Origin of the sequence: Kluyvera sp. Awk 3 (assembly GCF_028069715.1) — a bacterium.
GTDB lineage: Bacteria > Pseudomonadota > Gammaproteobacteria > Enterobacterales > Enterobacteriaceae > Kluyvera > Kluyvera georgiana_A.
In genome coordinates, this window is the sequence record NZ_JANEWH010000012.1 from 1 (window position 1) to 22,729 (window position 22,729).

A 22,729-nucleotide genomic window follows, 5' to 3' on the forward strand; every position below is an offset into this window, starting at 1 on the left:
TATTTATACTGCCCTCGGTGTTGTTTTATTTTTATATTGATTTAAATCAATTATCTTCTTTTATTGCCTAAATAAACCAGACCTTTTTTATTACCTGGGATATCTCACTGGTAACAAGGTAAATATTAATGAAAAACTCTGCTTTTTCTGAGGTGCGAACGAAGAATTTGGAGGAAAATTCCTAAAATTCAGCATTTGACAGATCTAAGATCTGTAAAGTTGATCTTGACTCGAATATTATCCTGCTGTTTCATGCAAAAGTATTACACGCGTTATGGCGATTGAGTATAACAACGAGGGGTGGTTAGATGAGCGATAGTTTCCAAAGTGAGGTGCCTAAGGCACGTATTAACTTAAAGCTGGATCTGCATACTGGTGGCGCAACGAAAAAGACGGAATTACCTCTAAAACTGCTGGTGGCGGGGGATTTCAGCAACGGTCAGGAGGATGCATCGTTGTCTGAACGGGTTAAGGTTAATATTAATAAAAACAACTTTGATGCAGTCCTTTCCGAATATTCCCCAAAAATAAATCTTACCGTTAAAAATACGCTGGCAGATGATGGCAGTGAAGAAAACATCAGCCTTGCATTCCAGAGCATGAAAGATTTCACGCCAGAACAGGTCTCCCGCCAAATACCGCAACTGAAGGCCATGCTCTCGATGCGTAATTTGCTGCGCGATTTAAAAGCCAACTTATTAGATAACCAGGCTTTCCGAAAAGAGCTGGAAAAAATCCTACTGGACCCGGCGTTAAGCGTAGAGCTTCGCGCCGAACTGTCTGCCCTGGCCCCTAAACAACCCTAACCGTCACCCGGTAATCACGGATTAACCAAGGAATGCTCATGTCTGTAAAAAATGAAAACGCCGCGGCTGGCGACAGCGTTGTGCTGGAACGTCCTGCTGCGGGCGGGGTGTACGCGTCGCTGTTTGAAAAAATCAATCTTAGCCCGGTGTCTGAACTGAGCGCGCTGGATATCTGGCAGGATGCCCAGGCGATGTCGGATGCCACCGCGGATGAACGCCTGACCGCCGGTATGCAGGTGTTTCTGGAATGCCTGACCAAGTCGGGTTCACGAGTCGAAAAACTCGATAAAAATCTTATCGATCACCACATCGCTGAACTTGATTACCAGATTAGTCGTCAGTTGGATGCGGTAATGCACCATGAAGAGTTTCAAAAAACGGAAAGCGTCTGGCGCGGTCTGAAGTCACTGGTCGATAAAACGGATTTCCGCCAGAACGTCAAAATCGAACTGCTGGATATGTCGAAAGATGACCTGCGTCAGGACTTCGAAGACAGCCCGGAAATCATTCAGAGTGGCCTGTATAAGCACACCTATATTGACGAATATGACACCCCGGGCGGAGAACCCATCGCCGCGCTGATTTCGGCGTACGAGTTTGACGCCTCGGCGCAGGATGTCGCCCTGCTGCGCAATATCTCGAAAGTGTCCGCTGCCGCCCACATGCCGTTTATCGGGTCCGCCGGGCCGAAATTCTTCCTCAAAGAGTCCATGGAAGAGGTGGCCGCCATTAAAGATATCGGCAATTATTTCGACCGTGCCGAGTATATCAAGTGGAAATCTTTCCGTGAAACGGACGACTCCCGCTATATCGGCCTGGTGATGCCGCGCGTGCTGGGGCGCCTGCCGTATGGTCCGGATACCGTGCCGGTTCGCAGCTTTAACTATGTGGAAGAAGTGAAGGGGCCGGATCACAATAAATATCTGTGGACCAACGCGTCGTTCGCTTTTGCCGCCAACATGGTGCGCAGCTTCATCAACAACGGCTGGTGCGTGCAAATTCGCGGCCCGCAGGCTGGCGGCGCGGTGCAGGATCTGCCTATTCATCTGTATGATCTGGGGACCGGTAATCAGGTTAAAATTCCTTCTGAAGTGATGATCCCGGAAACCCGCGAATTTGAGTTCGCCAATCTCGGATTTATTCCACTTAGCTACTACAAAAACCGCGATTACGCCTGCTTCTTCTCAGCAAACTCGGCCCAAAAACCGGCGCTGTACGATACCGCTGACGCTACCGCGAACAGCCGCATCAATGCCCGTCTGCCGTATATCTTCCTGCTGTCGCGCATCGCGCACTACCTGAAGCTCATTCAGCGCGAAAATATCGGTACCACCAAAGACCGTCGTCTGCTGGAGCTGGAGCTCAATACCTGGGTTCGCAGTCTGGTCACCGAAATGACCGATCCGGGCGACGAACTGCAAGCTTCTCACCCGCTGCGTGACGCCAAAGTGGTGGTGGAAGATATCGAGGACAACCCAGGCTTCTTCCGCGTGAAGCTGTATGCGATCCCGCACTTCCAGGTAGAAGGGATGGACGTGAATTTGTCGCTGGTTTCCCAGATGCCGAAGGCTAAATCGTAACCGAAGGCAGGAAGCTGATGAAAACGGAACAACCGTTATGGGGCAGGGGCGTTATGGTCTCTCCCCAGCACTTCCAGCAACAGGCCGCTTATGCGGCCTGGTCTGCCGAAGGTATTGCCCGGATGGGCCTGTCTCAGCCCTGGGGCGTGATTCATGTTGCTTTCGAAACGGATACGCTAAAGCTGGGTCGCCTGCAGGCCAGCCATTTACACGTGCGTTTCCAGGATGGCACGCTGATCGACACGGACAATGCTGACGCCTTACCGCCGACGTTGACGCTCGACCACGAATCACATGAGGTGATTGTGGTTCTGGCCCTGCCGCTGTTGCGGGCGAACGGCGGTAATTGCCTGAAACCGGAAGAGGTGGCCGAGCGGCCAGTCCGTTTTCGTCAGCGCTGGCACGATGTCCGCAATACGTTTGGTGACGATACCCGCCAGATTGCGGTCATGCAGCCGGAGCTGACCCTGCGTTTTGCCCATCAAAACAACAGTGATTACCTGACATGCGCGGTTGCCCGTTTGCGACAAGACTCGCAGGGCGGTTGGGTGATGGATGAGACGTTTCTTCCGCCTCTGCTGACGCTGCAGGGCAGCCGTTGGCTGGTATTACAGCTTGAACAACTGATGACGCAGCTGCGCGCCAGGCTCAGTCGCCTGATGGCCATGCGCCGGGAAAGTAACGAACGCATGGCCGATTTCGCCGTGGCGGACGTTTCGCTGTTTTGGCTGCTTAACGCCCTGAACAGCGCGGAGCCCGTGCTTGGGCAGTTTCAGCGCAACCTGCAAAATCCCCCGGAGCGGCTATATCCGGAGCTTGCTCGCCTTGCCGGTAGTCTGCTTACTTTTTCACTGGAGCATCAGGTTAGCGCCATTCCCGCCTGGCACCATGAGCAGCTAAATCAGGTGTTCCCGCCGCTGTTTGATCTCCTGAGCGACCTGCTGGAAGCCAGCCTGCCGTCGCGCGTGGTAGCAATTGAACTTGAATATGATGCGCGGCTTCACTTCTGGCAGGCTCGCCTGCACGACCCCCGCCTGCGCGAAGAGGCGGATTACTACCTCTCTGTACGGTCACCGATGCCGGTGGCGCAGTTGCAGGAGCAGTTCCCGCGTCAATGCAAAGTCGGCAGCCCCGATCACGTCAGGAGCATAGTGAACTCATCGCGCGTTGGCGTGCCGCTTACGCCGCTACGTCATGTGCCTGCGGCTATTCCGCTGCGTCTGGAAAATCAGTATTTCAGTCTTGATGTGACCCATCCTTTGGCAGCCGAAATGCTGCAGAGCGGTTGCTGCATGTTTTACGTTCCGGGGATGCTCGGCGAGCCTGAACTTGAACTCTTTGCGGTATTAAGAACATGAATGAGCATAAACACGGAAAAGCCGCGCCTATTGATATCGACGGCCTTCTGCAGGACACCTGGCTGCAGGTCATTAGTTTGCGCTATGGCCCGATTTTTCAGGAAGGCGAAGGACGCTTGCTGTGGGAGCGCTGTGTCGCCGACGTGGAGCGCGTCCAGCGTGAGCTTAAAGCCAGTGGGCTGGATGAGGCAAGCTGCCAGCACATCCTGACTGCGCAGTGCGCCCTGCTTGACGAAACGGTCAAAGGCCGAGGCGTCGACGATGACGCCTGCGTGCAGTGGTATGACATTCCCCTGCAAGGGCGTTTCCTCGGCACCATGGATGCCGGTGATACGCTGTGCGAGCGGATGCGCGAGGTTCTGCATGAGCCGGCCCCCGAGACGGCGGTGGTGACCTGTTTTCAGCGGGTGATGATGCTGGGTTTTCTCGGTCATTACCGTTCGTTGAACGATCCGGAGCGGCAAAAACTGGTTGAGGCGCTCAGTGAACGCGTTGCGCCATTTAGCTATCCGCAGACGCATCCCGTGCTGGCGGAGTGCCAAAACGGGTGGAATCTGGGCGGTTGGCTGGCGTCGTGGCCTGTGCGTATTGCGTTAAGCGCTGTTGTTGTCGCCGCGCTCTGGTGGGGGCTGGATCATTGGCTTAATCAAACGCTGTTAACCCTGCTGCCGGGAGCGGTGCAATGAGTCCTGCACAACGGCGCGGGCTGGTTCTCTGGGCTGCGGTGCTATGCGCCGCGGTGAGCCTGTTTTTTTTGCCGGTTAACCGGTGGATTTCCGTTCTGCTTCTGCTGGTGATTTTCGGCCTGACGGCGATGTTTTGGGTGATGACCCGTCGCCGCCATCAGGATGAACTCATGCTGCGTCTTGAGAACCTGCCGGAAGCGGCATACCGCCAGCCTGTCGTCCTGGTTTGTGGCGATCTACCGCTCTCCTGGTCGCAGCCCTCGCAGGTGTTGACCGTAACGCAGGGCTGCTGGATTCGGGTTGAAGAGCATCAGGAACTTGAACAGGTCGCGCGTGAGCTGCTAAGACAGCGTCCCGACTGGGGACGCCAGCTGTCGGTCATGGTCAGCGTCTGCCCGCAAAAACATGCAGACAGCGAAGCACTGACCAGCCGCCTGTTATCGCTGCGTTGGCAAATTAGCCTGTTGCGTAAGACGTCCGGCCACGATGTGCCGTTGGTGCTCAATGCTCAGGTGGGTAGCGCCATGGTGGAAGATATGCTCTGGCAGGCCGCTATTCCGGATGAAGGGGTGAGGATTTGGCGGGCAGCTGCTGCCCCAAGCTCCATTGCCGCGTGGGTCAGTACCGGCGGGGCAATCGCCATGCAGCAGCAGGTCTTGATGAACAGCCTGGTGAGCTGGTTTCGTCAGTCGGTCAAATCGGTATTTATCGATGAGAATCCGGATGTTCCGGCTATCGTGCCGACGGCGGTGCTGTGGGGGATTGGCCCGATTGTCGCCGGAAGCCTGGCATCTTCTCTCTGGACCGCCTGGCTGTCTCGCCACACCGCGATGCAGCAGGTTGACGGCTGGCAGCCCGTGGGCACCGACAGCACCGTACTCTCTCCTTTTCCTGATTTTGTTCTGCCGCTATTGCCGGAAGGCAGAGGCTTAACGCCGCGTGCCCGTACCCGGCGCTGCGCGTTGGGCATCTTCACGCTGGCTACCCTCGCGGCGCTACTCTGCAGCGGCTGGAACAACGATCGGCTATTGCACCGCGTGAGCTTTGATATCGCCCACTATAACGCGATCGCCATGGATAACTTCGGCCCGAAAGCCGATGCCCTTGCCATTCTGCAACAGGATGCCGGGCAGCTTGACGACTGGGCGCGCAATGGCGTGCCGGTCAGACTGAGCCTTGGCCTGTATCAGGGGGAGCGCCTGCGGTTGCCGGTACTGGAGGCGATTCGCACGTATGTGCCGCCGCCGCCGCCGCCCAAACCGCAGCCGAAGCGAAAGCCAATCCCGAAAATCATCCGCCTCGACAGCATGTCGCTGTTCGATTCAGGCAAGTACGACCTTAAATCGGGCTCCACCAAACTGCTGGTCAATTCGCTGGTTGGCATTAAAGCCAAACCGGGCTGGCTGATTGTAGTGGCGGGGCATACCGATAACACCGGTAATCCGCAACTGAACCAAACGCTGTCTCAGAGACGCGCCGAAGCGGTGCGCGACTGGATGCGTGATACCGGCGACGTACCGGAAAGCTGTTTTGCGGTGCAGGGCTACGGTGAAAGCCGTCCGATCGCAACGAATGATACGCCGGAGGGCCGTGCGCTCAACCGCCGTGTCGAAATCAGTCTGGTACCGCAGGCGAACGCCTGTCTGATACCAGGCCAACCCTCAGCGTCATCGCAGGATGATGACGCTTCACAACACAATGGAGAGTAATCCATGGCAATTCCTGTTTATCTTTGGCTGAAAGACGACGGCGGCGCGGACATTAAAGGTTCTGTAGACGTTCAGGATCGTGAAGGCAGTATCGAAGTGGTGGCGCAGGAGCATAACCTGTACATCCCAACCGATAACAATACCGGCAAGCTGACCGGTACGCGTATCCACACCCCGTTCCTGTTCACCAAAGAAATCGACTCTTCCAGCCCGTATTTGTACAAGGCGGTCACCACCGGTCAGACCCTCAAGTCTGCGGAATTCAAGTGGTACAAAATTAACGACGCGGGTCAGGAAGTGGAGTACTTCAACACCAAACTTGAGAACGTGAAAGTGGTGAAGGTGAATCCTGTGATGCACGACATCAAGAATCCTTCTTTCGAGAAGCACAATCACCTCGAGCAGATTGAACTGCGTTACGAAAAAATCACCTGGACCTACAAAGACGGCAACATCATTCATTCCGATTCCTGGAACGAACGCGCCACCGCGTAAGACCGATGCGGACAGTTTCGCTGTCCGCAATTTTTTGCTGAGCGCCTGTCCTGACAGGCATTGAGCAAAGAATCACACAATCTGCCTGCCTGACCTGATGCGCTTTGGGTGCCTTATTAAAAGGGAAAGCGAAGGGCGGTAGCGTGCCCGGGAATCATCAAGAGAGAGAAAAATGGAAAACTCAGCCGTCCTGTTACGTCGCCTCAATCCTTACTGCGCCCGCGCGCTGGAAGGGGCCGCTTCCTTGTGTCAGACCCGCGCGCATGCTGAAATCCTGCCGGAGCACTGGCTGCTGAAACTGCTGGAGCAGGGCGAAGGCGACATCACCGTGCTGGCTCGCCGTTACGAGTGGGACATGGACGACATGTGGCAGGCGCTGCTGGGCTGGCTGGACGCGCTGCCGCGCTCGGTGCGCCAACGTCCGCAGCTCTCCGACGCACTTAACGCGCTCTTAAAACAGGCGTGGATGGCCGCTTCTTTGCAGGGCGAGGAACAAATCCGCAGCCTGCATCTGCTGATGGCGTTAATTGAAAGCCCAAAACTTGTTCACTGCGATGATTTATGGCCGCTGCTGACGCTGGGTCAGAGCCAGCTTGAGCGCCTGCGCCCGCTGCTGGACGCCCAGTCTGAAGAACGTCCGCAAGCACAGCTCGAAGCCGAACTGGCGCACCCCGCGGGCGACGTAGAATTTGTTGGTCGCCCGGTTGGGGTAAACACTCCGGAGGGCGAGCTGAACCCGGCGCTGCAAAACGCGTTGGATAAATTCACGCTCGACGTCACCGCCAAAGCCAAAGAGGGCAAAATCGACCCGGTATTTGGGCGCGATACGGAGATCCGCCAGATGGTGGATATTCTCTCCCGTCGCCGCAAGAACAATCCGATTCTGGTTGGCGAACCCGGCGTCGGCAAAACTGCGCTGGTGGAAGGACTCGCGCTACGTATTGCCGAAGGCAACGTGCCGGAGTCCCTCAAACCTGTGATTTTGCGTACGCTCGACCTCGGCCTGCTGCAGGCGGGCGCGGGGGTGAAGGGCGAATTCGAACAGCGCCTGAAAAACGTGATTGATGCGGTGCAGCAGTCTCCGGTACCCATCTTACTGTTTATCGATGAAGCGCACTCCATTATTGGCGCTGGCAACCAGGCCGGCGGCGCGGATGCCGCTAACCTGCTGAAACCTGCGCTGGCGCGCGGCGAACTGCGCACTATCGCCGCCACAACCTGGAGCGAGTACAAGCAGTACTTCGAGCGCGATGCCGCTCTGGAACGCCGCTTCCAGATGGTGAAAGTGGACGAGCCGGATGATGATACCGCCTGCCTGATGCTCCGTGGTTTGAAATCACGCTATGCCGAACACCACAATGTGCATATTACCGACGACGCGGTTCGCGCCGCCGTCACGCTCTCCCGCCGCTACCTGACTGGCCGCCAGTTGCCGGATAAAGCCGTTGACCTGCTCGATACCGCCGCGGCCCGCGTACGCATGAGCCTGGACACGGTGCCGGAGCAGCTAACCCGCATCCGGGCGCAAATCACCGCCCTTGAAATCGAGAAACAGGCGCTGCTGGAAGATATTGCCGTTGGCAATCAATACCATGGAGAACGCCTGCCGGTGATTGAGCGCGAAGAAAACACGCTTGTTGCGGCGCTTGAAGCCCTGGAAAGTCAGTACGACCTTGAGCTTCAACTGACTGAGCAACTGCTTGAAAGCCGCCGGGATATCTCGCGCCAGAGCGAAACGCATCGCCTTCAGCAAGCGCTCAACGATATGCAGCACAGTGACCCGCTGCTGTCGGTGGATGTGGACATCCGCACCGTCGCCAATGTGATTGCCGACTGGACCGGCGTGCCGCTCTCCTCGCTGATGAAGGATGAACAGAGCGAACTGCTGAGTCTGGAAAAGGAAATCGGCAAGCGCGTGGTCGGGCAGGATGTCGCGCTGACCGCTATCGCCCAGCGGCTGCGCGCCGCTAAGACCGGCCTGACTTCGGAGAACGGTCCGCAGGGCGTATTCCTGCTGGTTGGCCCAAGCGGCGTCGGTAAAACGGAAACCGCGCTGGCGCTGGCCGATGTGATGTACGGCGGCGAGAAGTCGCTAATTACCATCAATCTGTCTGAATACCAGGAGCCGCACACCGTATCCCAACTGAAAGGGTCGCCTCCCGGCTATGTTGGTTACGGTCAGGGCGGCATCCTCACCGAAGCCGTGCGTAAGCGCCCCTACAGCGTGGTGCTGCTCGACGAAGTGGAAAAAGCGCATCGCGATGTGATGAACCTGTTTTATCAGGTGTTCGACCGCGGCTTTATGCGCGACGGTGAAGGGCGTGAAATCGACTTCCGTAACACGGTGATTCTGATGACCTCGAACCTCGGCAGCGACCCGCTGATGCAACTGCTGGCGGAAAGCCCGGAAGCCAGTGAAGGCGAACTGCACGAATTGCTGCGGCCAATTCTGCGTGACCACTTCCAGCCTGCGCTACTGGCCCGCTTCCAGACGGTAATTTATCGCCCGCTGGCGGAAACGGCGATGCGTACCATTGTCGAGATGAAACTGGGGCAGGTAAGCCAGCGTCTGCATCGTCATTATGGGCTGACGACGCATATCGACAGCACGCTGTTTGATGCCTTGACCGCCGCCTGCCTGCTGCCGGATACCGGCGCGCGTAACGTTGACAGCCTGCTTAACCAGCAGATCCTGCCGGTGCTGAGCCAGCAGTTGCTGGCGCATATGGCCGCCAAACAAAAACCGCAGTCGCTGACCCTGAGCTGGAGTGAAGAAGAGGGGATTGCGCTGGAATTTGCACAGCCTGAAGGAGGGCGCGTATGAGCATGAGCCTGCCGATATTGTTCAGCCATAATCACCATCTGCTGGTGGTCAAAGGCTGTGAGTCCGCCCTCGACGTGCTGGCGTTTGAAGGCGACGAAGCGCTGAGCACGCCGTTTCGCTACCGTATCGAGTTCACCAGCGCCGACCATGCCATCAGCAAAGAGACGATGCTGATGAAAGCCGCATCGCTGACGCTGCAGGCCCCGGTCGACCAGGGTTTTGGCATTAAAATTCAGCAGCCGGTGCGGGTGATTCAGGGAGTGGTCACCGGTTTTGAACGTCTTCGCACCTCGAAGGATGAAACCCACTACGCCCTGACGTTGCAGCCGCGTCTGGCGCTGCTCGACCGCTCGCACCAGAACGCGATTTACCAGGATATGTCGGTCCCGCAAATCGTCGAGAAAATTCTCCGCGAGCGTCACAACATGCGCGGACAGGATTTCCTGTTTTCGCTAACCAAAGAGTACCCGCGCCGTGAGCAGGTGATGCAGTACGGCGAGGACGATCTGCACTTTATCACCCGCCTGCTGGGCGAGGTGGGCGTCTGGTTTCGTTTCACCACCGACACGCGCCTGAACATTGACGTGGTGGCGTTTTATGACGGTCAGCAGGGCTATGAGAAGGGGCTGACGCTGCCGTCGATTCCACCGTCAGGGCAGCATTCGCAGGGTGTGGACGCGGTGTGGGGGATGGAGTGCCATCACCAGGTCGTACAAAAGCAGGTCAGCACCCGCGATTATAATTACCGTCAGGCCACGGAAAACATGAACACGCGAGTGGATGCCACCCGCGGCGACGATACCACCTACGGGGACGCCTACCACTACGCGGATAACTATCTGACGCCGGGCAGCTCCTATGACCGCAACCCAGCGCCGGAGTCCGGGGCGTTTTACGCCCGTATCCGCCATGAGCGCTATCTGAATGGCCAGACTCAGGCTCAGGCGCTCACCAGTTGCCCTACGCTCTCGCCGGGACAGGTGCTGAAAGTGACCGGCGGCTATGAAGTGGCGGAAGTGTTTACGGCAGGTGTGGTGGTGACGTCGATGCACTGCCATGCCCGTCGCGATACAGACTTTGGTGTGTTGTTTAACGGCATCCCGGACAGCGCCGATTTCAGCTTCCGCCCGCAGCCCGGCGTCCGCCCGGTGATGGCCGGCACGCTCCCGGCTCGCGTCACCAGCACCACGGAAAACGACACCTACGGCCATATCGATAAGGACGGCCGCTACCGCGTCAACATGCTGTTTGACCGGGACAACTGGGAAACCGGCTTTGAGAGCCTGTGGGTACGCCAGTCGCGCCCGTACGCCGGCGACACCTACGGCCTGCACCTGCCGCTGCTGGCGGGCACCGAAGTGGCGATTGGTTTTGAGGACGGCAACCCGGACAGACCGTATATCTCCGGAGTCCTGCACGACTCGGCGCACGGCGACCACGTCACCATCCGCAACTATAAACGTAACGTGCTGCGCACCCCGGCGAACAACAAAATCCGCCTCGATGACGAACGCGGGAAAGAGCATATTAAGGTCAGCACGGAGTACGGCGGGAAGAGTCAGCTCAATCTCGGGCACCTAGTCGACAGTGAGAAGCAGAAGCGGGGCGAGGGGTTTGAGCTTCGCACGGATAGCTGGGGGGCGATACGGGCGCAGAAGGGGATTTTTATCAGTGCTGACGGGCAGAGCGCGGCGCAGGGGCAGGTGCTGGAGATGGCTTCGGCTATCAGCCTCCTGAAAGGTGCGGTGAATCAGGTCGCCGGATGGGGAAGCGTGACACAGACGCACCACAATGTCTCCCCGACAGTTGATCCTCTCAGCGAACTTGCGAGTGGAGCCAGCGAGCTCAAAGACCCAACGCTGCTGATGTCGGCACCAAACGGCGTTGCCAGCGTCACCCCGGAAGCCGCGTTATTGCACAGTGGAAAAGGGCTTTATCTCCAGAGTCTGGGGGAAGTCAATATCAGTGCAGGACAGCGATACTCGGTCAATGCGGAGCAGGCGATATCCTTTTTGTCTCGTCAGGAAGGGATACGTTTGGTGTCAGGGAAAGGGCCTCTGGATGTGGAGTCGCACGGCGACGTACTTTCCGTGACGGCGCTAAAGGATGTTACCGTGCAGTCAACACAGGGGCATCTGCAGTTAACGGCAAAAAATGGCATCACGCTTGCCTGCGGAGGCGCATATATCCAGCTCACGCCAGCGGGTGAGGTGAAGGTGCACGGACCAGGTCTGCTCAGCCTGAAGGGGCAGCATAAATGGGAGGGGCCAGCGAGCCAGGATTATCCGCTGCCTGAATTACCTTCGTCAGTGTGTAAAGAGTGTTTGAAAAAAGCGCAGGAACTCGCGCAGGGTTTTGTGCCAAGGGAGGCATAATTGATGGAGAACAGCACAACCGACTGGCTAAACAAGCTTCAGCAGACATACGCCGAAATTGAAATGAACCACCTGGATTTTATTATCGATCAGTGTGGCATCGATTTTTCAGTTATTCCGGTGCTGCAGGAGTTTTCTTCTCATCTAAAATGGCAGTCTCTCTACAAGGGGCTGCCGGAGGACGCTTTATCAGAAGACGCTCCTCTTCTGGTACGAATGACGCTCAACGATCCACAACAAAACCAGTGGCTTAGTGAGTTAGCTCAGAAAGTCCAGAAAACAGCGCCATTGATGGTGATCTGTTCACAGTGGCCCTTTTCGGCGTTAGCGGAATGGTTAACGGACTGCGTTGATGCTACCCACGAAGGACGTGCCGGTTTATTTCGATACTTTGATGCCCGCATTTTCCCTTTTCTGTTCTCCGACATTCTGACGCAAGAGCAGCAGGTTCAACTGCAACGACCTGCGTTGTTCTGGAGTTGGCTCGATCTTGACGGGAAGCCCGCACTGTTGATGGGCAACGGTTCACTGCCAGGGAAAAGTGAAAAATGCCAAAAAGTCACATTCAGCGATAGCCAGTTTGAGCGGCTGATGTGCCTATGCGATGTAAAGCTATTACTGCGCTATCAAAACATCCCGGAAGCCTGGTTCGAGTCCCTCGAAGAACGGTTTTCCGCCTGTTTCAGGGCCATGGTCGCTGCGACGGACAAAAGAATCCTACTGGATAAAGAGCGCGAAGCATGGGTTGTCAAAACACTGGAATCGCGCCAGTAGAGCGGTTCCTGTTATCGGCAAATGTGGAAGGCCAACCAAAAGGATAATCAGGATGAAGATAATAACCTGCAGCGTATTACTGGGTATTTTTTTACTGGCCGGGTGCAGTCAGCCAAAGGCGGAAGCCCGGGCGCAAAGCGGTGGAGCAGGGACAATAGAAGCCATTAACCATACCAAATGGGCGATTAACCATTTCAGCGTTAACGGGCAGTCGGGTATTGATGCGATTGGACCTTTTGATGGCGGTGGTGGTGGGTGTTGTTATGGTGTACCTGCAGTCTGGAGACCGGGCATGACAGTCAGAGTTGACTGGGAAAGCGGTGAAGCGTCTACAGAGGGATTCCCGGGATTTGCTGATTATGAGAAATATAAAGCTTGGGAAAAGAAAATGAGTGCGAATAACAGACTGCATAGCAAAACCGTGCCGCTACCCGATTATACCGGACAGGAGACCTGCGGTATCACGGTGCATTTTCTGCCCTGTGATGATGTGAAAGTAACAACCAGCTGTTTTACCTACGGTAGCCCGTCTTATCCGATTAAGCTTCCTCTGGAAATGAAGGAGCCGAAAGTCTGTCCGAAGTAATCAGCGATTGGGGCTGGTATCCGCCTGAATTGTGTGAACCGGTTATTTGACGCGACAGGCAGTCATCGGGATCACGATTTATCACAATGACGAAGATGATTTAATTATGCCAGCCAGCGGCACCGTTAAATCATTTTATCGGTAAATGTGGAAGGCCAACCAAAAGGATAATCAGGATGAAGATAATAACCTACAGCGTATTACTGGGTATTTTTTTATTGACCGGGTGCAGTCAGCCAAAGGCGGAAGCCCGGGCGCAAAGCGGTGGGACGGGAACAATCCTGGCGATTAACCACACCAAATGGGCAATCAATCATTTCAGCGTTAACGGGCAGTCGGGCATTGATGCGATTGGACCATTTCAGGGTGGGGGGGGAGGATGCTGTTATGGTGTACCTGAAGTATGGCGACCGGGCATGACAGTCAGAGTTGACTGGGAAAGCGGTGAGGCGTCTACAGAGGGATTCCCTGGCTTTGCTGATAGAGAAAAGTACAAGGCATGGTTAAAAGAAAAGAGAGCTAATAATAGGGAACATAGCAAAACAGTACCACTACCCGATTATACAGGACAGAAAACTTGCGGCATTACGGTGCATTTTCTGCCCTGTGACGACGTGAAGGTAACCACCAGTTGCTGGTCACCCGCTCATGCTAATTATCCGATTAAGCTTCCTCTGGAAATGAAGGAGCCGAAAGTATGTCCGAAGTAATCAGCGATTTGGTGTGGTATCCCCCTGAGTTTCCAACTCAGGGGCGTTTGCCGTCTCAGGCGGCAATGGTGGGAAATAACTGCGGGCAGCAGGAGAGCTTAGAACGTAGTTATCGCAATACGCTGTGCCTGGCTCAAAACAAACGGCTAGAAATGCCATGCTGTAAGACTTTACATATTAGTCTTTTTTTTGATGGTACTGGCAATAACTTGAATAACGATCTTTACCTTTCTGACCCCAAACATCCTACCAATATCGCTCGTCTGTTTCGCGCCACTATTGGTAGCGGTTATGCTGGCGGTATTGGCGATTCATCTGCTCTTTTTGACAGCAATGACACTATTTCAGGACGGTATTTTAAATATTATATTCCGGGTGTTGGCACCCCTTTTCCTGAAATTAATGACCTTGATTATACCAGTTGGGGGTTGGCTACGGCGGCGAAGGGAGAGGAGAGGATTAACTGGGGACTCCTGCGCATTCTTGAGGCGCTAAGGTTTACTATGACCCAGGAGCGTATGAGCAATGCGGAAAGTCGTGCGGCGCTGGATCAGATGGCGACTTCGTGGGCCTCATTGGGGTTAACCGGCAGCCATAATCGATACGAAACATTCCAGAACCTGCTGAAAGATTTGTCGGCAGACCTGCAAAAAGCTCTGACGCCTAACGAACCAGGAAAGCCAAAGCTGCTGGGGGTCAAGCTCTATGTTTATGGTTTTTCGCGTGGGGCTGCGGCGGCACGGGCTTTTGTTAACTGGCTCTGCGAGCTGCTGCCAAAACCTGAAGAGGGAAAGGACAGGCCAGAGCAGTGTCTGGCAGTAGGGGCAGTAAAAGTACCGATAAGCGTTGAGTTCTTGGGGCTGCTGGATACCGTGGCGTCCGTGGGGGTGGCGCATGTCGCGCCGGTGGCGGAAGGGCATATGTCCTGGGCCGATGGTACTCAGGCGTTGCCCGATGAGAAAACTTACGGTGGATTAATTAAGCATTGCGTGCATCTGGTTTCTTCTCACGAGCAGCGGCTCTGTTTTCCGTTGGATTCTATACGTCGCGCTAACGGGAAATATCCGGAAAACAGTAAGGAGGTGGTGTATCCGGGGATGCATTCCGATATTGGCGGAGGCTATCCTCCAGGTGATCAGGGAAAAGCGAATGGGGAAGATGATAGTTTACTTTTATCTCAGATTGCGCTTAATGACCTTTACTGTTTAGCTTTTCAAGCTGGAGCACCCTTGAAAGTTTCGGCTGAAACTCTTCCTGCTGAACTTCAAAAAGACAAATGGAGAGCTTTAGATTTAGATGTGTTGACCGAGTTCGATGTAGCTCCTTCTCTTGTCAACCGCTTCAACGCCTGGCGAGAATTAACACTAAACCTCCCCCCTTCCACAGAAAAAATAACTGACGAACAGGCAGCAGAATATAACCCGCCCAGGGCAACCGTTAGTCTCGAAAAAGCTTTTGAAAATCAGATAGCCTGGATTACCGCGTGGCGAGTCGATCGCTATGCCAAAGGCACAATGCTGGTTACGCCATTTTACCAGCGAGCGACGGATAACGATGGGCTGCCAGGGGCGCTGGAAATTTCACGCACAAAACGGGATCTGGAGCAAGGCGCAGTTCAGGCACGGCGCAAGGAAAAAATTGCCAACCAGCCAGCGGATAAGATGGATGAGCTCGTACTGGAGCCCGGCGTCAAGGATTTTGACCCGGATATTGCAAAGACGCAGCTGCAGCAGGCTGCAAAAGAGTTTGGCGAAGACTATCGGCAGCAGCTTCGTAGCCCAACCAGTTTTGGTCAACTGGTGCTAGCGGCAATCCCCCGCAATAGTATTTTCATGCTTAACATCGATGACGGGCCACGAGAGTATGCGCTGATAAAAGCGTCCGCCGAGACGAAAGTCGCGACACTGTTTCCGCCTCTCGGCGAAGCCTCGAATGCGGATACGCCAGCTGGATTGGTCAGAGCGCTGTTTGACGATCAGGTACATGACTCCCGCGCGTGGTTTATGCATTACGCGCTGGGAACGCGCGAGCCTTGGGGCAGCTATTTCCTCTACCGGATGATCTACTTCGGCAAAAATTGCAATAAATCACTCTCTCCATTGACCATTGCCGGGGATGTTGTCGGCGCTGCCACGCTGGTGGGAGGCGTAATCTTCAGCTTCAAACAGAAAGGGACGTCCGAAAAACTGGCTGGTCTTGCGGGTACCGCGGGGCTGTTGTCGCTGGAATCTCAGGCGGTGGATTACCTCACTGGCATGACTATTCCGATGCTGGATAACGCTGATTCGCTAAAAGCATTCACAACCGAGCCCGGTACCGTGACGGCGCAACAGACTGAAAGCATCAATGAGAAACGGCTGACGTTGGCGAAATCGGTTATTCAGTCCGGGTGGCTAGAGCAAGCTCAATCGCTGGTAACAACCTGAGCAGGAGGCATTGAATGAAACAGGTGATTCGTGAGGGCGATAGTCTTCGGGAATATGGCGGTAAGGTGCTGGGTGGGCACTATCTTTGCTTTGGTAAGGGCATTGCCTGTAAAGGCGATGCGGTGAAATGCAACAAACACGGTATGACGGTCATCAGCGAAGGCAGTTCGCTTTCTGAAGTTGATGGACAACCGGTGGCGCTGCACGGGCATCGGTGTGCCTGTGGATGCACGCTGGTAAGTTCGTTCCCTGATTGCGGGATCGCGCAGTGAGGCCGGCTCCAGCCTATCCGCCATACCGAACCCCTCGTATCCCCGATAGTAAACGCTGGTTGTCAGCGTGCGCGTTGCTGGTACTGCTTTGTGGAGGAGGGATGGCGCTCTTGCCCTCTGCGGACCAGGGGGCCAGTAGAATAATGGGAGGGATCCTTGGGGCCATGGCCCTGACGGGCGGTTTGTGGCTTATACGTCAGCTTTATTTTCGTTTATCTGTTCACAATGCCCAGCTTTATGAACAGTTGATTGAGCAGCAGCAACAAATCTGGTGGAAACAGCATCAGCACGTGTTTGCTCTCAGTGAATGGGCGTTACTGGGGCCAGCGGGTGCCGATATTTCACAGTGGGTGCGTTTACTTAAGCGAGAACATCGGCTTCCGGAGGTGAAAAACGAGGCGAACGGAAAGGCGCTGCGTATTTCCCGGACGCTGGTTGACCCGGCAGATGAACGCGAGGCTCAACTGGCAAAAATGTTGGTATTGCAATGGCAAGCGCAAAGAGCAGATAACGTATTGCCCCCGATTGTTCGCTGTTACTGGCAGGGCTCCTTTTCGGCCTGGCGGGTATTTCGCTCACAAATGGGGGTGACATTTCCCGATGCCGTACTGCCGGATGAAGCTAATGTCTGGCGAGGTGAAGAGACTCTTTCGGCCCTCGCCAGCGCCTCCCGTACATTATCGTCTGATGAGGCCATTTTGGTTGCAGGCTGTCATTCGGCGTTAGCCTCATTTAACGCTGTATTGCCCGCTGGGGAATCTGCCGCGCTATGGTTGGTAAGCCAGAAAGGACCAGTCAGCCTAACACGTGGGGAGTTTTACGACAGCGCCGGAGATGAAGCATTAACGGCGGTCTGTGAACGGGCACAGCAGCAAATCGAGCTTGAAGACCCCCCCGATTATTGCCTGTTGTTCTCCCAGCCGGAATTGCCAGCACTGGCGCAATGTGGCTGGAATGTGACCCACCATATCCAGGATCTCAACTGGGGCAATCCCGGTGATATGGAGATGCTGACGGTGCTTACACTGGCCGCTATTTACGCAAGCCATCATCAAGAACCCTGCGGCTGGATAGCCAAAGACTTACAACACACTCTCGCACTTGGGATCGTTAAACCATATGGTCAAGGATAATAAACCCGCTGAATTTTCTGTATTCCCTACAGCGTTGTTGTTTATTGCCACCGTGACGCTGCTTGTTTTATCTGGCGGTCTATTTTGGTGGTACTGGAGAGAGGATCTTACCTCTGACTGGAATGTTATTCGTCAGATTCTCATGGTCAGTTTCATTCTTTGGACATTAATTCTCAGCCTGCTCGTGCTAGGGCTCATTGCTTTTCGCCTGGCGATTCGCGATAAGGTGATGCGAGAATCCGCTCCTGCTGACATAAAAAAGAAAAAAACAACGGACCTGTCATTTTGCAGTGAAATAAGCGGATATTTGCGTCGCCGTTATGGCTGGCGCTGGCCTCGCAAAACCCGCCTCCTGCTCATCACCGGCGATGAAACCGCTATCGAAAAACAGGTCTCTGGCCTGCAGTCCCTGCAGTGGCTCGACGGCAACCGTACGGTACTTATCTATGGCGGCAGTCTGCACACCGAGCCTGATACAGCAATGTTTACCGCGCTACGCAAGCTGCGCCGGGGCCGCCCGTTGGATGGCATCGTACGTGTGATCCCGGCTTCCGCGAGTCTGACTCCGCAGATTAGCGACAGCGATCTGCGCGGGCTTGAGAAAATCAGTGAGCTTTTGCGTTATTCCGCTCCGGTTTGGCTGTGGCAACTTTGCGACAGCAACTGGTCGCAGGCGCAACGCATTGAGCAGGCGGTGGGGGCCTGTTTCCCTCCACGGGCGGGCGACGACGAGATAACTCGCCAGCTTGAAGCTTTGCTAAAGCCTCTGCGAGAGCAGGGCGTGGGGCAGATGGCGGAAAATAACCGCCACGATTTTCTGCTGCGTTTGGGCCAGCATTTGCAGGCAGGGGGAATTAGTCGTTGGGTTCAGCAATTACACCCGTGGCTGCATTGCACACAACAGCGCGTTGTGCTGCGCGGGCTGATGTTCAGTTTGCCGTCATCGGCGGGGCAAACTGTGTCGGGTACTGAGTCGTTTATTCCGGAATCGCAGCGTCATTCCCTGACCTTGCCGGAGAGCTGGCAGGGTGTTGTCAGCGACTGCGCTCGCCTGCGCGGCCGTCGTGTGGGTATGCCGTGGGAGCAGACGCTCGCATGGTCATTGATGGTGGTTGTGGGCCTGTGGGGCGCGGGGCTGCTGCTCTCTTTCGCGCTGAACTATAGCCAGATCGTCTCGGTTGCGGATAAAGCTCGCACGTTGGTTGATCATCCTTCCGTATCAGATTATCAACTGACAGCATTGCACGAACTGCGTAACGACGCCGGGCGTTTACAGCACCATATTGCGCAGGGCGCGCCGTGGTATCAGCGCTTTGGGCTTGATCATAATCAGCCGCTGTTAAATGCCATGCTGCCGTGGTACGGCGTGGCAAACAACCGCCTGATTCGCGACCCGGCCAACGTCGCGCTCACGGAAAAGTTAACGGCGCTGGTCAACTCGGCGCCGGGCAGCGATCGCCGCGCACATCTGGCAAAACCCGGTTATGACCAGCTGAAAGCCTGGCTGATGATGGCGCGCCCGGATAAAGCCGACGGCGGCTTTTATGCGCAGACGATGAAAACTGTGCAGCCAAAGCGGATGGGAATCTCAACCGGCCTGTGGCAGAGCCTGTCACCGGATCTGTGGGCCTTCTATATCTCCGAACTGCCAAAGCAGCCGCAGTGGCAGATCATGCCTGATGCGGCGCTCGTTAGCGAAAGCCGTCAGGTGCTATTACAGCAAATAGGCCATCGCAACGCAGAAAGTACGCTGTATCAAAATATGCTGGCCTCAGTACGGCGTAATTTTGCCGATGTCTCACTTGAGGATATGACCAGCGGTACCGATGCCAGCCGTCTGTTTACCACGCATGAAGTGGTACCGGGAATGTTCACCCGTCAGGCGTGGGAAGGGGGGGTACAACAAGCGATTGATAAAGCGGCCAGTTCGCGCCGTGACGAGATTGACTGGGTGCTCAGTGATAGCCGCGGGACCGTCTCTGCCGATCTGTCGCCGGAAGCGCTAAAAGCGCGTCTGACCCAGCGTTACTTCACCGATTTTGCCGGCAGCTGGCTTAATTTTCTCAATAGCCTGCGCTGGAATGCGGCGAGCAGCATTGCGGACGTAACCGATCAGTTGACGCTGATGAGCGATGTGCGTCAGTCGCCGCTGATTGCACTGATGAATACCCTGGCCTGGCAGGGACAGACGGGGTTGCAGGGCGAGAAGCTTTCAGACTCGCTCATTCGCTCGGCAAAAGATCTGATCGGCAGCAAAGATAAACCCGTTATCGATCAAACCGCCGCCGGGCCTGAAGGGCCGCTGGAAGGCACATTCGGGCCTCTGTTATCGCTGATGGGCAAAAATAACGCCAGCAATGTGATGTCCGCCGACAGTTCGCTTAGCCTGCAAACCTACCTGACCCGCATCACGCGCGTTCGGCTCCGCCTGCAACAAATCGCCAGTGCGTCCGACCCACAGGAGATGATGCAAACCCTCGCCCAAACGGTGTTTCAGGGGAAAAGCGTTGACCTGACCGACACCCAGCAATATGGCAGCCTGGTCGCCGCAAGCCTGGGCGAAGAGTGGAGCGGATTCGGCAACACGCTGTTTGTACAACCGCTGACTCAAGCCTGGGAAACGGTGCTGCAACCGTCAGCCGCCAGCCTTAACGATCGCTGGAGTCGCTCCGTGGTGGCTAACTGGCGCACGGCTTTCAATGGCCGCTTCCCGTTCGCGGCGAGCAAAAGCGATGCCTCGTTGCCGATGCTGGCCGAGTTTATCCGTCAGGACAGTGGCCGCATCGATCGCTTCCTGACCACACAGCTTAACGGCGTACTGCACAAAGAAGGCAACCAATGGGTGCCTGATAACGCACACAGCCAGGGGCTGAACTTTAACCCTGATTTCCTACGCGCGGTGAACCAGCTCAGCCAGCTTGCCGATATTTTGTTTACCGACGGCAGCCAGGGGATCAGTTTTGAGCTACAGGCTCGCCCCGCTCCACAGGTGGTGGAAACGCAGCTCACCATTGACGGGCAGCCGCTTCGCTATTTCAACCAGATGGCGGAATGGCACGCTTTTCGCTGGCCGGGGGATACGTTTAAGCCCGGCGCGATGCTGACCTGGACTTCAACCAATGCTGGCACCCGTCTGTTTGGTGATTACAGCGGAACCTGGGGCTTCATTCGCTGGCTGGAGCAGAGTAAACGTCAGCAGTTGGAAAGCAGCCAATGGATGATGAGTTTTACGGCGCCGGATGGCCGCACGCTGCAGTGGGTATTACGCTCGCAGTTGGGTAAAGGTCCGTTGGCGCTGTTGGATCTGCGAGGCTTCACGCTGCCAGACAGAATATTTAGCGTGGATGCCTCTGCCATCGCAGCGGCACAAACCGATGGAGCGGGAGTGGAATAATGGCGACATTACAAAGCGTGCTTCAGGCAAGCGGTGCGGATGAGAGCGCTTTACTGAGCAGCGCGCGCCTACGTAGCGCCGACTGGGAACGCTGGCTGATACCGATTAGCGACGCCCAGCCCACCGGTGAAGATCCGGGGTATGACGATGACTTCCAGCGTATTCGTGAAGAGGTGAACAAACTTTCCGGCATTGATACATCCCTGATTTGCGAACTGGCGGAAAAATTGCTGACTGACACCTGTAAAGATTTGCGCGTCATTACTTTCTATATTTGGGCGCGTTTGCATCAGGACGGTGAGTCAGGCCTGGCGCAGGGCATTGAGCTTTTAGCCGCCATGCTGGCGCGTTTTGGCACGGGTTTGCATCCGCATCGTGAGCGGAGCCGGACCATCGCGCTTGAATGGCTCGCCAGCAGCCGGATGACTGATAGTCTGTCGTTATACCCGGAAGTGGATACCGCCGTTATGCAGCGTATCGTCGGCGGTCTGCTGCTGGCGGAGCAGGCGCTTCGGTCGTTTGGCGATACGGCGCAACCCAATCTCGGCGGGCTGTATCAGGCGTTGGACAATCGCCTGGTGCAAAATGGTGGGGCGAACAGCCTGGTTCCGCAAACCAGCAGGGAGGAGGGGGCGTCGACGGTATCCGCGCCATCGGCCCCGGTCATGAGTGCCATCACCTCGGGGCGCGATCTGCTCGACCAGGCCAAAGTGCTGGCGAAATACCTTCGCGACCAGCCAGACGGCTGGCTTGCCGGGCACCATCTGATGAAAAGCGTTCGCTGGGATACGCTGACGGCGCTGCCGCCGCTGGATGCCAGTGGTCGCACCCGTCTGGCGCCGCCAAAGCCGGACAACAAAGCGCATCTCAAACGCTTATATCTGCAAAAGAGCTGGTCAGAGTTACTGGAACATACTGATGTTCTGTTTGCGCAGGGGGTGAATCACCTGTGGCTGGACGTGCAGTGGTACGCCTGGCAGGCGCTGATAAAACTGGATAACGACAACGTGCGGGCCGATATTCTTTGCCGCGATCTCAAAGGCCTGCTCTCCCGTTTGCCGGGGCTGGATGCGCTGGCGTTCAGCGACGGCACGCCGTTTGGTGATGAAGTGACGCTGAACTGGATCAACGACAGCGTGCACGATGATATCGCCGAGTGGAAAGAGGGGCCGGTGACTACCGCCACGTCAGGCAATGATGACGTGTTGATGCTGGAGCCGGAAGTGTTAGCTAAAGCCGATGCCGACGGCATTGAAGCGGCGCTCAACTGGCTACAAATCCAACCGGGGTATACCTCTTCTCGTGACCAATGGCTAATGCGCTTACTGATGGCAAGGGTGAGCGAACAGTACGGTAAGAGTGAATTAGCGCTGCATTTGCTCGGAGAACTGGATGACCGCGCTCGCTCGCTGACCCTTGAAAAATGGACGCCGGAGCTGCTCTTCGAGGTCAAAGCCCGCCGTTTAAAGCTGCTGCGTAACAAGGCTGGCCGCAACGAGGCTGATAAAGCCCGCTTGCTGCCTGAAATGGACACGCTGCTTTCCGGCCTGATTGAGTTGGATCCCGCCCGCGCCGCCGTGCTGTGTAGTTGATAACCTGAC

Annotated in this window: 16 protein-coding genes; all 16 read left to right on the top strand. The window is 55.8% G+C overall.

All coding sequences use genetic code 11. From position 1 onward, the window contains the following. Positions 1 to 308: 308 nt before the first annotated feature. Positions 309 to 806, top strand: coding sequence for a type VI secretion system contractile sheath small subunit (tssB, locus tag NNN71_RS04505; protein ID WP_271457973.1), 498 nt, complete (start codon positions 309 to 311; stop codon positions 804 to 806). Positions 807 to 838: 32 nt separating this feature from the next. Next, positions 839 to 2,386 (top strand): type VI secretion system contractile sheath large subunit, encoded by a 1,548-nt coding sequence (gene tssC, locus NNN71_RS04510; RefSeq protein WP_167575303.1) that lies wholly within the window; start codon positions 839 to 841, stop codon positions 2,384 to 2,386. 14 nt (positions 2,387 to 2,400) lie between these two features. After that, a complete protein-coding gene (gene tssK / locus NNN71_RS04515; protein ID WP_223804215.1) occupies positions 2,401 to 3,744 on the top strand; it encodes a type VI secretion system baseplate subunit TssK in 1,344 nt (447 codons plus the stop codon). Continuing rightward, the gene (gene tssL, locus NNN71_RS04520) at positions 3,741 to 4,430 is read left to right on the top strand and encodes a type VI secretion system protein TssL, short form (protein WP_167575304.1); all 690 of its coding nucleotides are present in this window, start codon (positions 3,741 to 3,743) and stop codon (positions 4,428 to 4,430) included. The genes tssK and tssL overlap by 4 nt, the downstream gene beginning before the upstream one ends. After that, entirely contained in the window at positions 4,427 to 6,139 is a 1,713-nt protein-coding gene (locus NNN71_RS04525; protein WP_271457974.1) for an OmpA family protein, read from the top strand. Before tssL ends, NNN71_RS04525 begins: the two co-directional genes overlap by 4 nt. Positions 6,140 to 6,142: 3 nt before the next feature. Further along, the gene (gene hcp, locus NNN71_RS04530) at positions 6,143 to 6,634 is read left to right on the top strand and encodes a type VI secretion system effector Hcp (RefSeq protein WP_159378585.1); all 492 of its coding nucleotides are present in this window, start codon (positions 6,143 to 6,145) and stop codon (positions 6,632 to 6,634) included. A gap of 172 nt (positions 6,635 to 6,806) precedes the next feature. Then, positions 6,807 to 9,458: a type VI secretion system ATPase TssH gene (tssH, locus tag NNN71_RS04535; protein ID WP_271457975.1), complete on the top strand. Its 2,652-nt coding sequence runs from the start codon at positions 6,807 to 6,809 to the stop codon at positions 9,456 to 9,458. A 2-nt stretch (positions 9,459 to 9,460) separates the two neighbouring features. Further along, positions 9,461 to 11,833 (top strand): type VI secretion system Vgr family protein, encoded by a 2,373-nt coding sequence (locus NNN71_RS04540; RefSeq protein WP_442910503.1) that lies wholly within the window; start codon positions 9,461 to 9,463, stop codon positions 11,831 to 11,833. Positions 11,834 to 11,836: 3 nt separating this feature from the next. Next, complete coding sequence (locus NNN71_RS04545) at positions 11,837 to 12,607, top strand: DUF4123 domain-containing protein (RefSeq protein ID WP_271457977.1); 771 nt, start codon at positions 11,837 to 11,839, stop codon at positions 12,605 to 12,607. A 52-nt stretch (positions 12,608 to 12,659) separates the two neighbouring features. Continuing rightward, on the top strand, positions 12,660 to 13,193 hold the full coding sequence (locus tag NNN71_RS04550) for a DUF3304 domain-containing protein (RefSeq protein WP_223803074.1): 534 nt from the start codon (positions 12,660 to 12,662) through the stop codon (positions 13,191 to 13,193). A 176-nt stretch (positions 13,194 to 13,369) separates the two neighbouring features. Beyond that, complete coding sequence (locus NNN71_RS04555) at positions 13,370 to 13,903, top strand: DUF3304 domain-containing protein (RefSeq protein ID WP_271457978.1); 534 nt, start codon at positions 13,370 to 13,372, stop codon at positions 13,901 to 13,903. Continuing rightward, the gene (locus NNN71_RS04560) at positions 13,891 to 16,329 is read left to right on the top strand and encodes a T6SS phospholipase effector Tle1-like catalytic domain-containing protein (RefSeq protein ID WP_271457979.1); all 2,439 of its coding nucleotides are present in this window, start codon (positions 13,891 to 13,893) and stop codon (positions 16,327 to 16,329) included. Before NNN71_RS04555 ends, NNN71_RS04560 begins: the two co-directional genes overlap by 13 nt. Before the next feature lie 14 nt (positions 16,330 to 16,343). Next, a complete protein-coding gene (locus tag NNN71_RS04565; RefSeq protein WP_167575313.1) occupies positions 16,344 to 16,601 on the top strand; it encodes a PAAR domain-containing protein in 258 nt (85 codons plus the stop codon). Continuing rightward, the gene (locus NNN71_RS04570; RefSeq protein ID WP_271457980.1) at positions 16,598 to 17,734 is read left to right on the top strand and encodes a hypothetical protein; all 1,137 of its coding nucleotides are present in this window, start codon (positions 16,598 to 16,600) and stop codon (positions 17,732 to 17,734) included. Before NNN71_RS04565 ends, NNN71_RS04570 begins: the two co-directional genes overlap by 4 nt. Further along, the gene (locus tag NNN71_RS04575) at positions 17,721 to 21,128 is read left to right on the top strand and encodes an ImcF-related family protein (RefSeq protein WP_271457981.1); all 3,408 of its coding nucleotides are present in this window, start codon (positions 17,721 to 17,723) and stop codon (positions 21,126 to 21,128) included. Before NNN71_RS04570 ends, NNN71_RS04575 begins: the two co-directional genes overlap by 14 nt. Beyond that, positions 21,128 to 22,720, top strand: a complete 1,593-nt coding sequence (gene tssA / locus NNN71_RS04580) for a type VI secretion system protein TssA (RefSeq protein ID WP_271457982.1) — start codon at positions 21,128 to 21,130, stop codon at positions 22,718 to 22,720. The genes NNN71_RS04575 and tssA overlap by 1 nt, the downstream gene beginning before the upstream one ends. Positions 22,721 to 22,729 lie beyond the last annotated feature (9 nt).

Excerpts from the sequence above, each read along its gene's own strand:
- tssB (WP_271457973.1), top strand. The coding sequence starts at position 309 with ATGAGCGATAGTTTCCAAAGTGAGGTGCCTAAGGCACGTATTAACTTA.
- tssC (WP_167575303.1), top strand. The coding sequence starts at position 839 with ATGCTCATGTCTGTAAAAAATGAAAACGCCGCGGCTGGCGACAGCGTT.
- tssL (WP_167575304.1), top strand. The coding sequence starts at position 3,741 with ATGAATGAGCATAAACACGGAAAAGCCGCGCCTATTGATATCGACGGC.
- NNN71_RS04525 (WP_271457974.1), top strand. The coding sequence starts at position 4,427 with ATGAGTCCTGCACAACGGCGCGGGCTGGTTCTCTGGGCTGCGGTGCTA.
- hcp (WP_159378585.1), top strand. The coding sequence starts at position 6,143 with ATGGCAATTCCTGTTTATCTTTGGCTGAAAGACGACGGCGGCGCGGAC.
- tssH (WP_271457975.1), top strand. The coding sequence starts at position 6,807 with ATGGAAAACTCAGCCGTCCTGTTACGTCGCCTCAATCCTTACTGCGCC.
- NNN71_RS04540 (WP_442910503.1), top strand. The coding sequence starts at position 9,461 with ATGAGCCTGCCGATATTGTTCAGCCATAATCACCATCTGCTGGTGGTC.
- NNN71_RS04545 (WP_271457977.1), top strand. The coding sequence starts at position 11,837 with ATGGAGAACAGCACAACCGACTGGCTAAACAAGCTTCAGCAGACATAC.
- NNN71_RS04550 (WP_223803074.1), top strand. The coding sequence starts at position 12,660 with ATGAAGATAATAACCTGCAGCGTATTACTGGGTATTTTTTTACTGGCC.
- NNN71_RS04555 (WP_271457978.1), top strand. The coding sequence starts at position 13,370 with ATGAAGATAATAACCTACAGCGTATTACTGGGTATTTTTTTATTGACC.
- NNN71_RS04560 (WP_271457979.1), top strand. The coding sequence starts at position 13,891 with ATGTCCGAAGTAATCAGCGATTTGGTGTGGTATCCCCCTGAGTTTCCA.
- NNN71_RS04565 (WP_167575313.1), top strand. The coding sequence starts at position 16,344 with ATGAAACAGGTGATTCGTGAGGGCGATAGTCTTCGGGAATATGGCGGT.
- NNN71_RS04575 (WP_271457981.1), top strand. The coding sequence starts at position 17,721 with ATGGTCAAGGATAATAAACCCGCTGAATTTTCTGTATTCCCTACAGCG.
- tssA (WP_271457982.1), top strand. The coding sequence starts at position 21,128 with ATGGCGACATTACAAAGCGTGCTTCAGGCAAGCGGTGCGGATGAGAGC.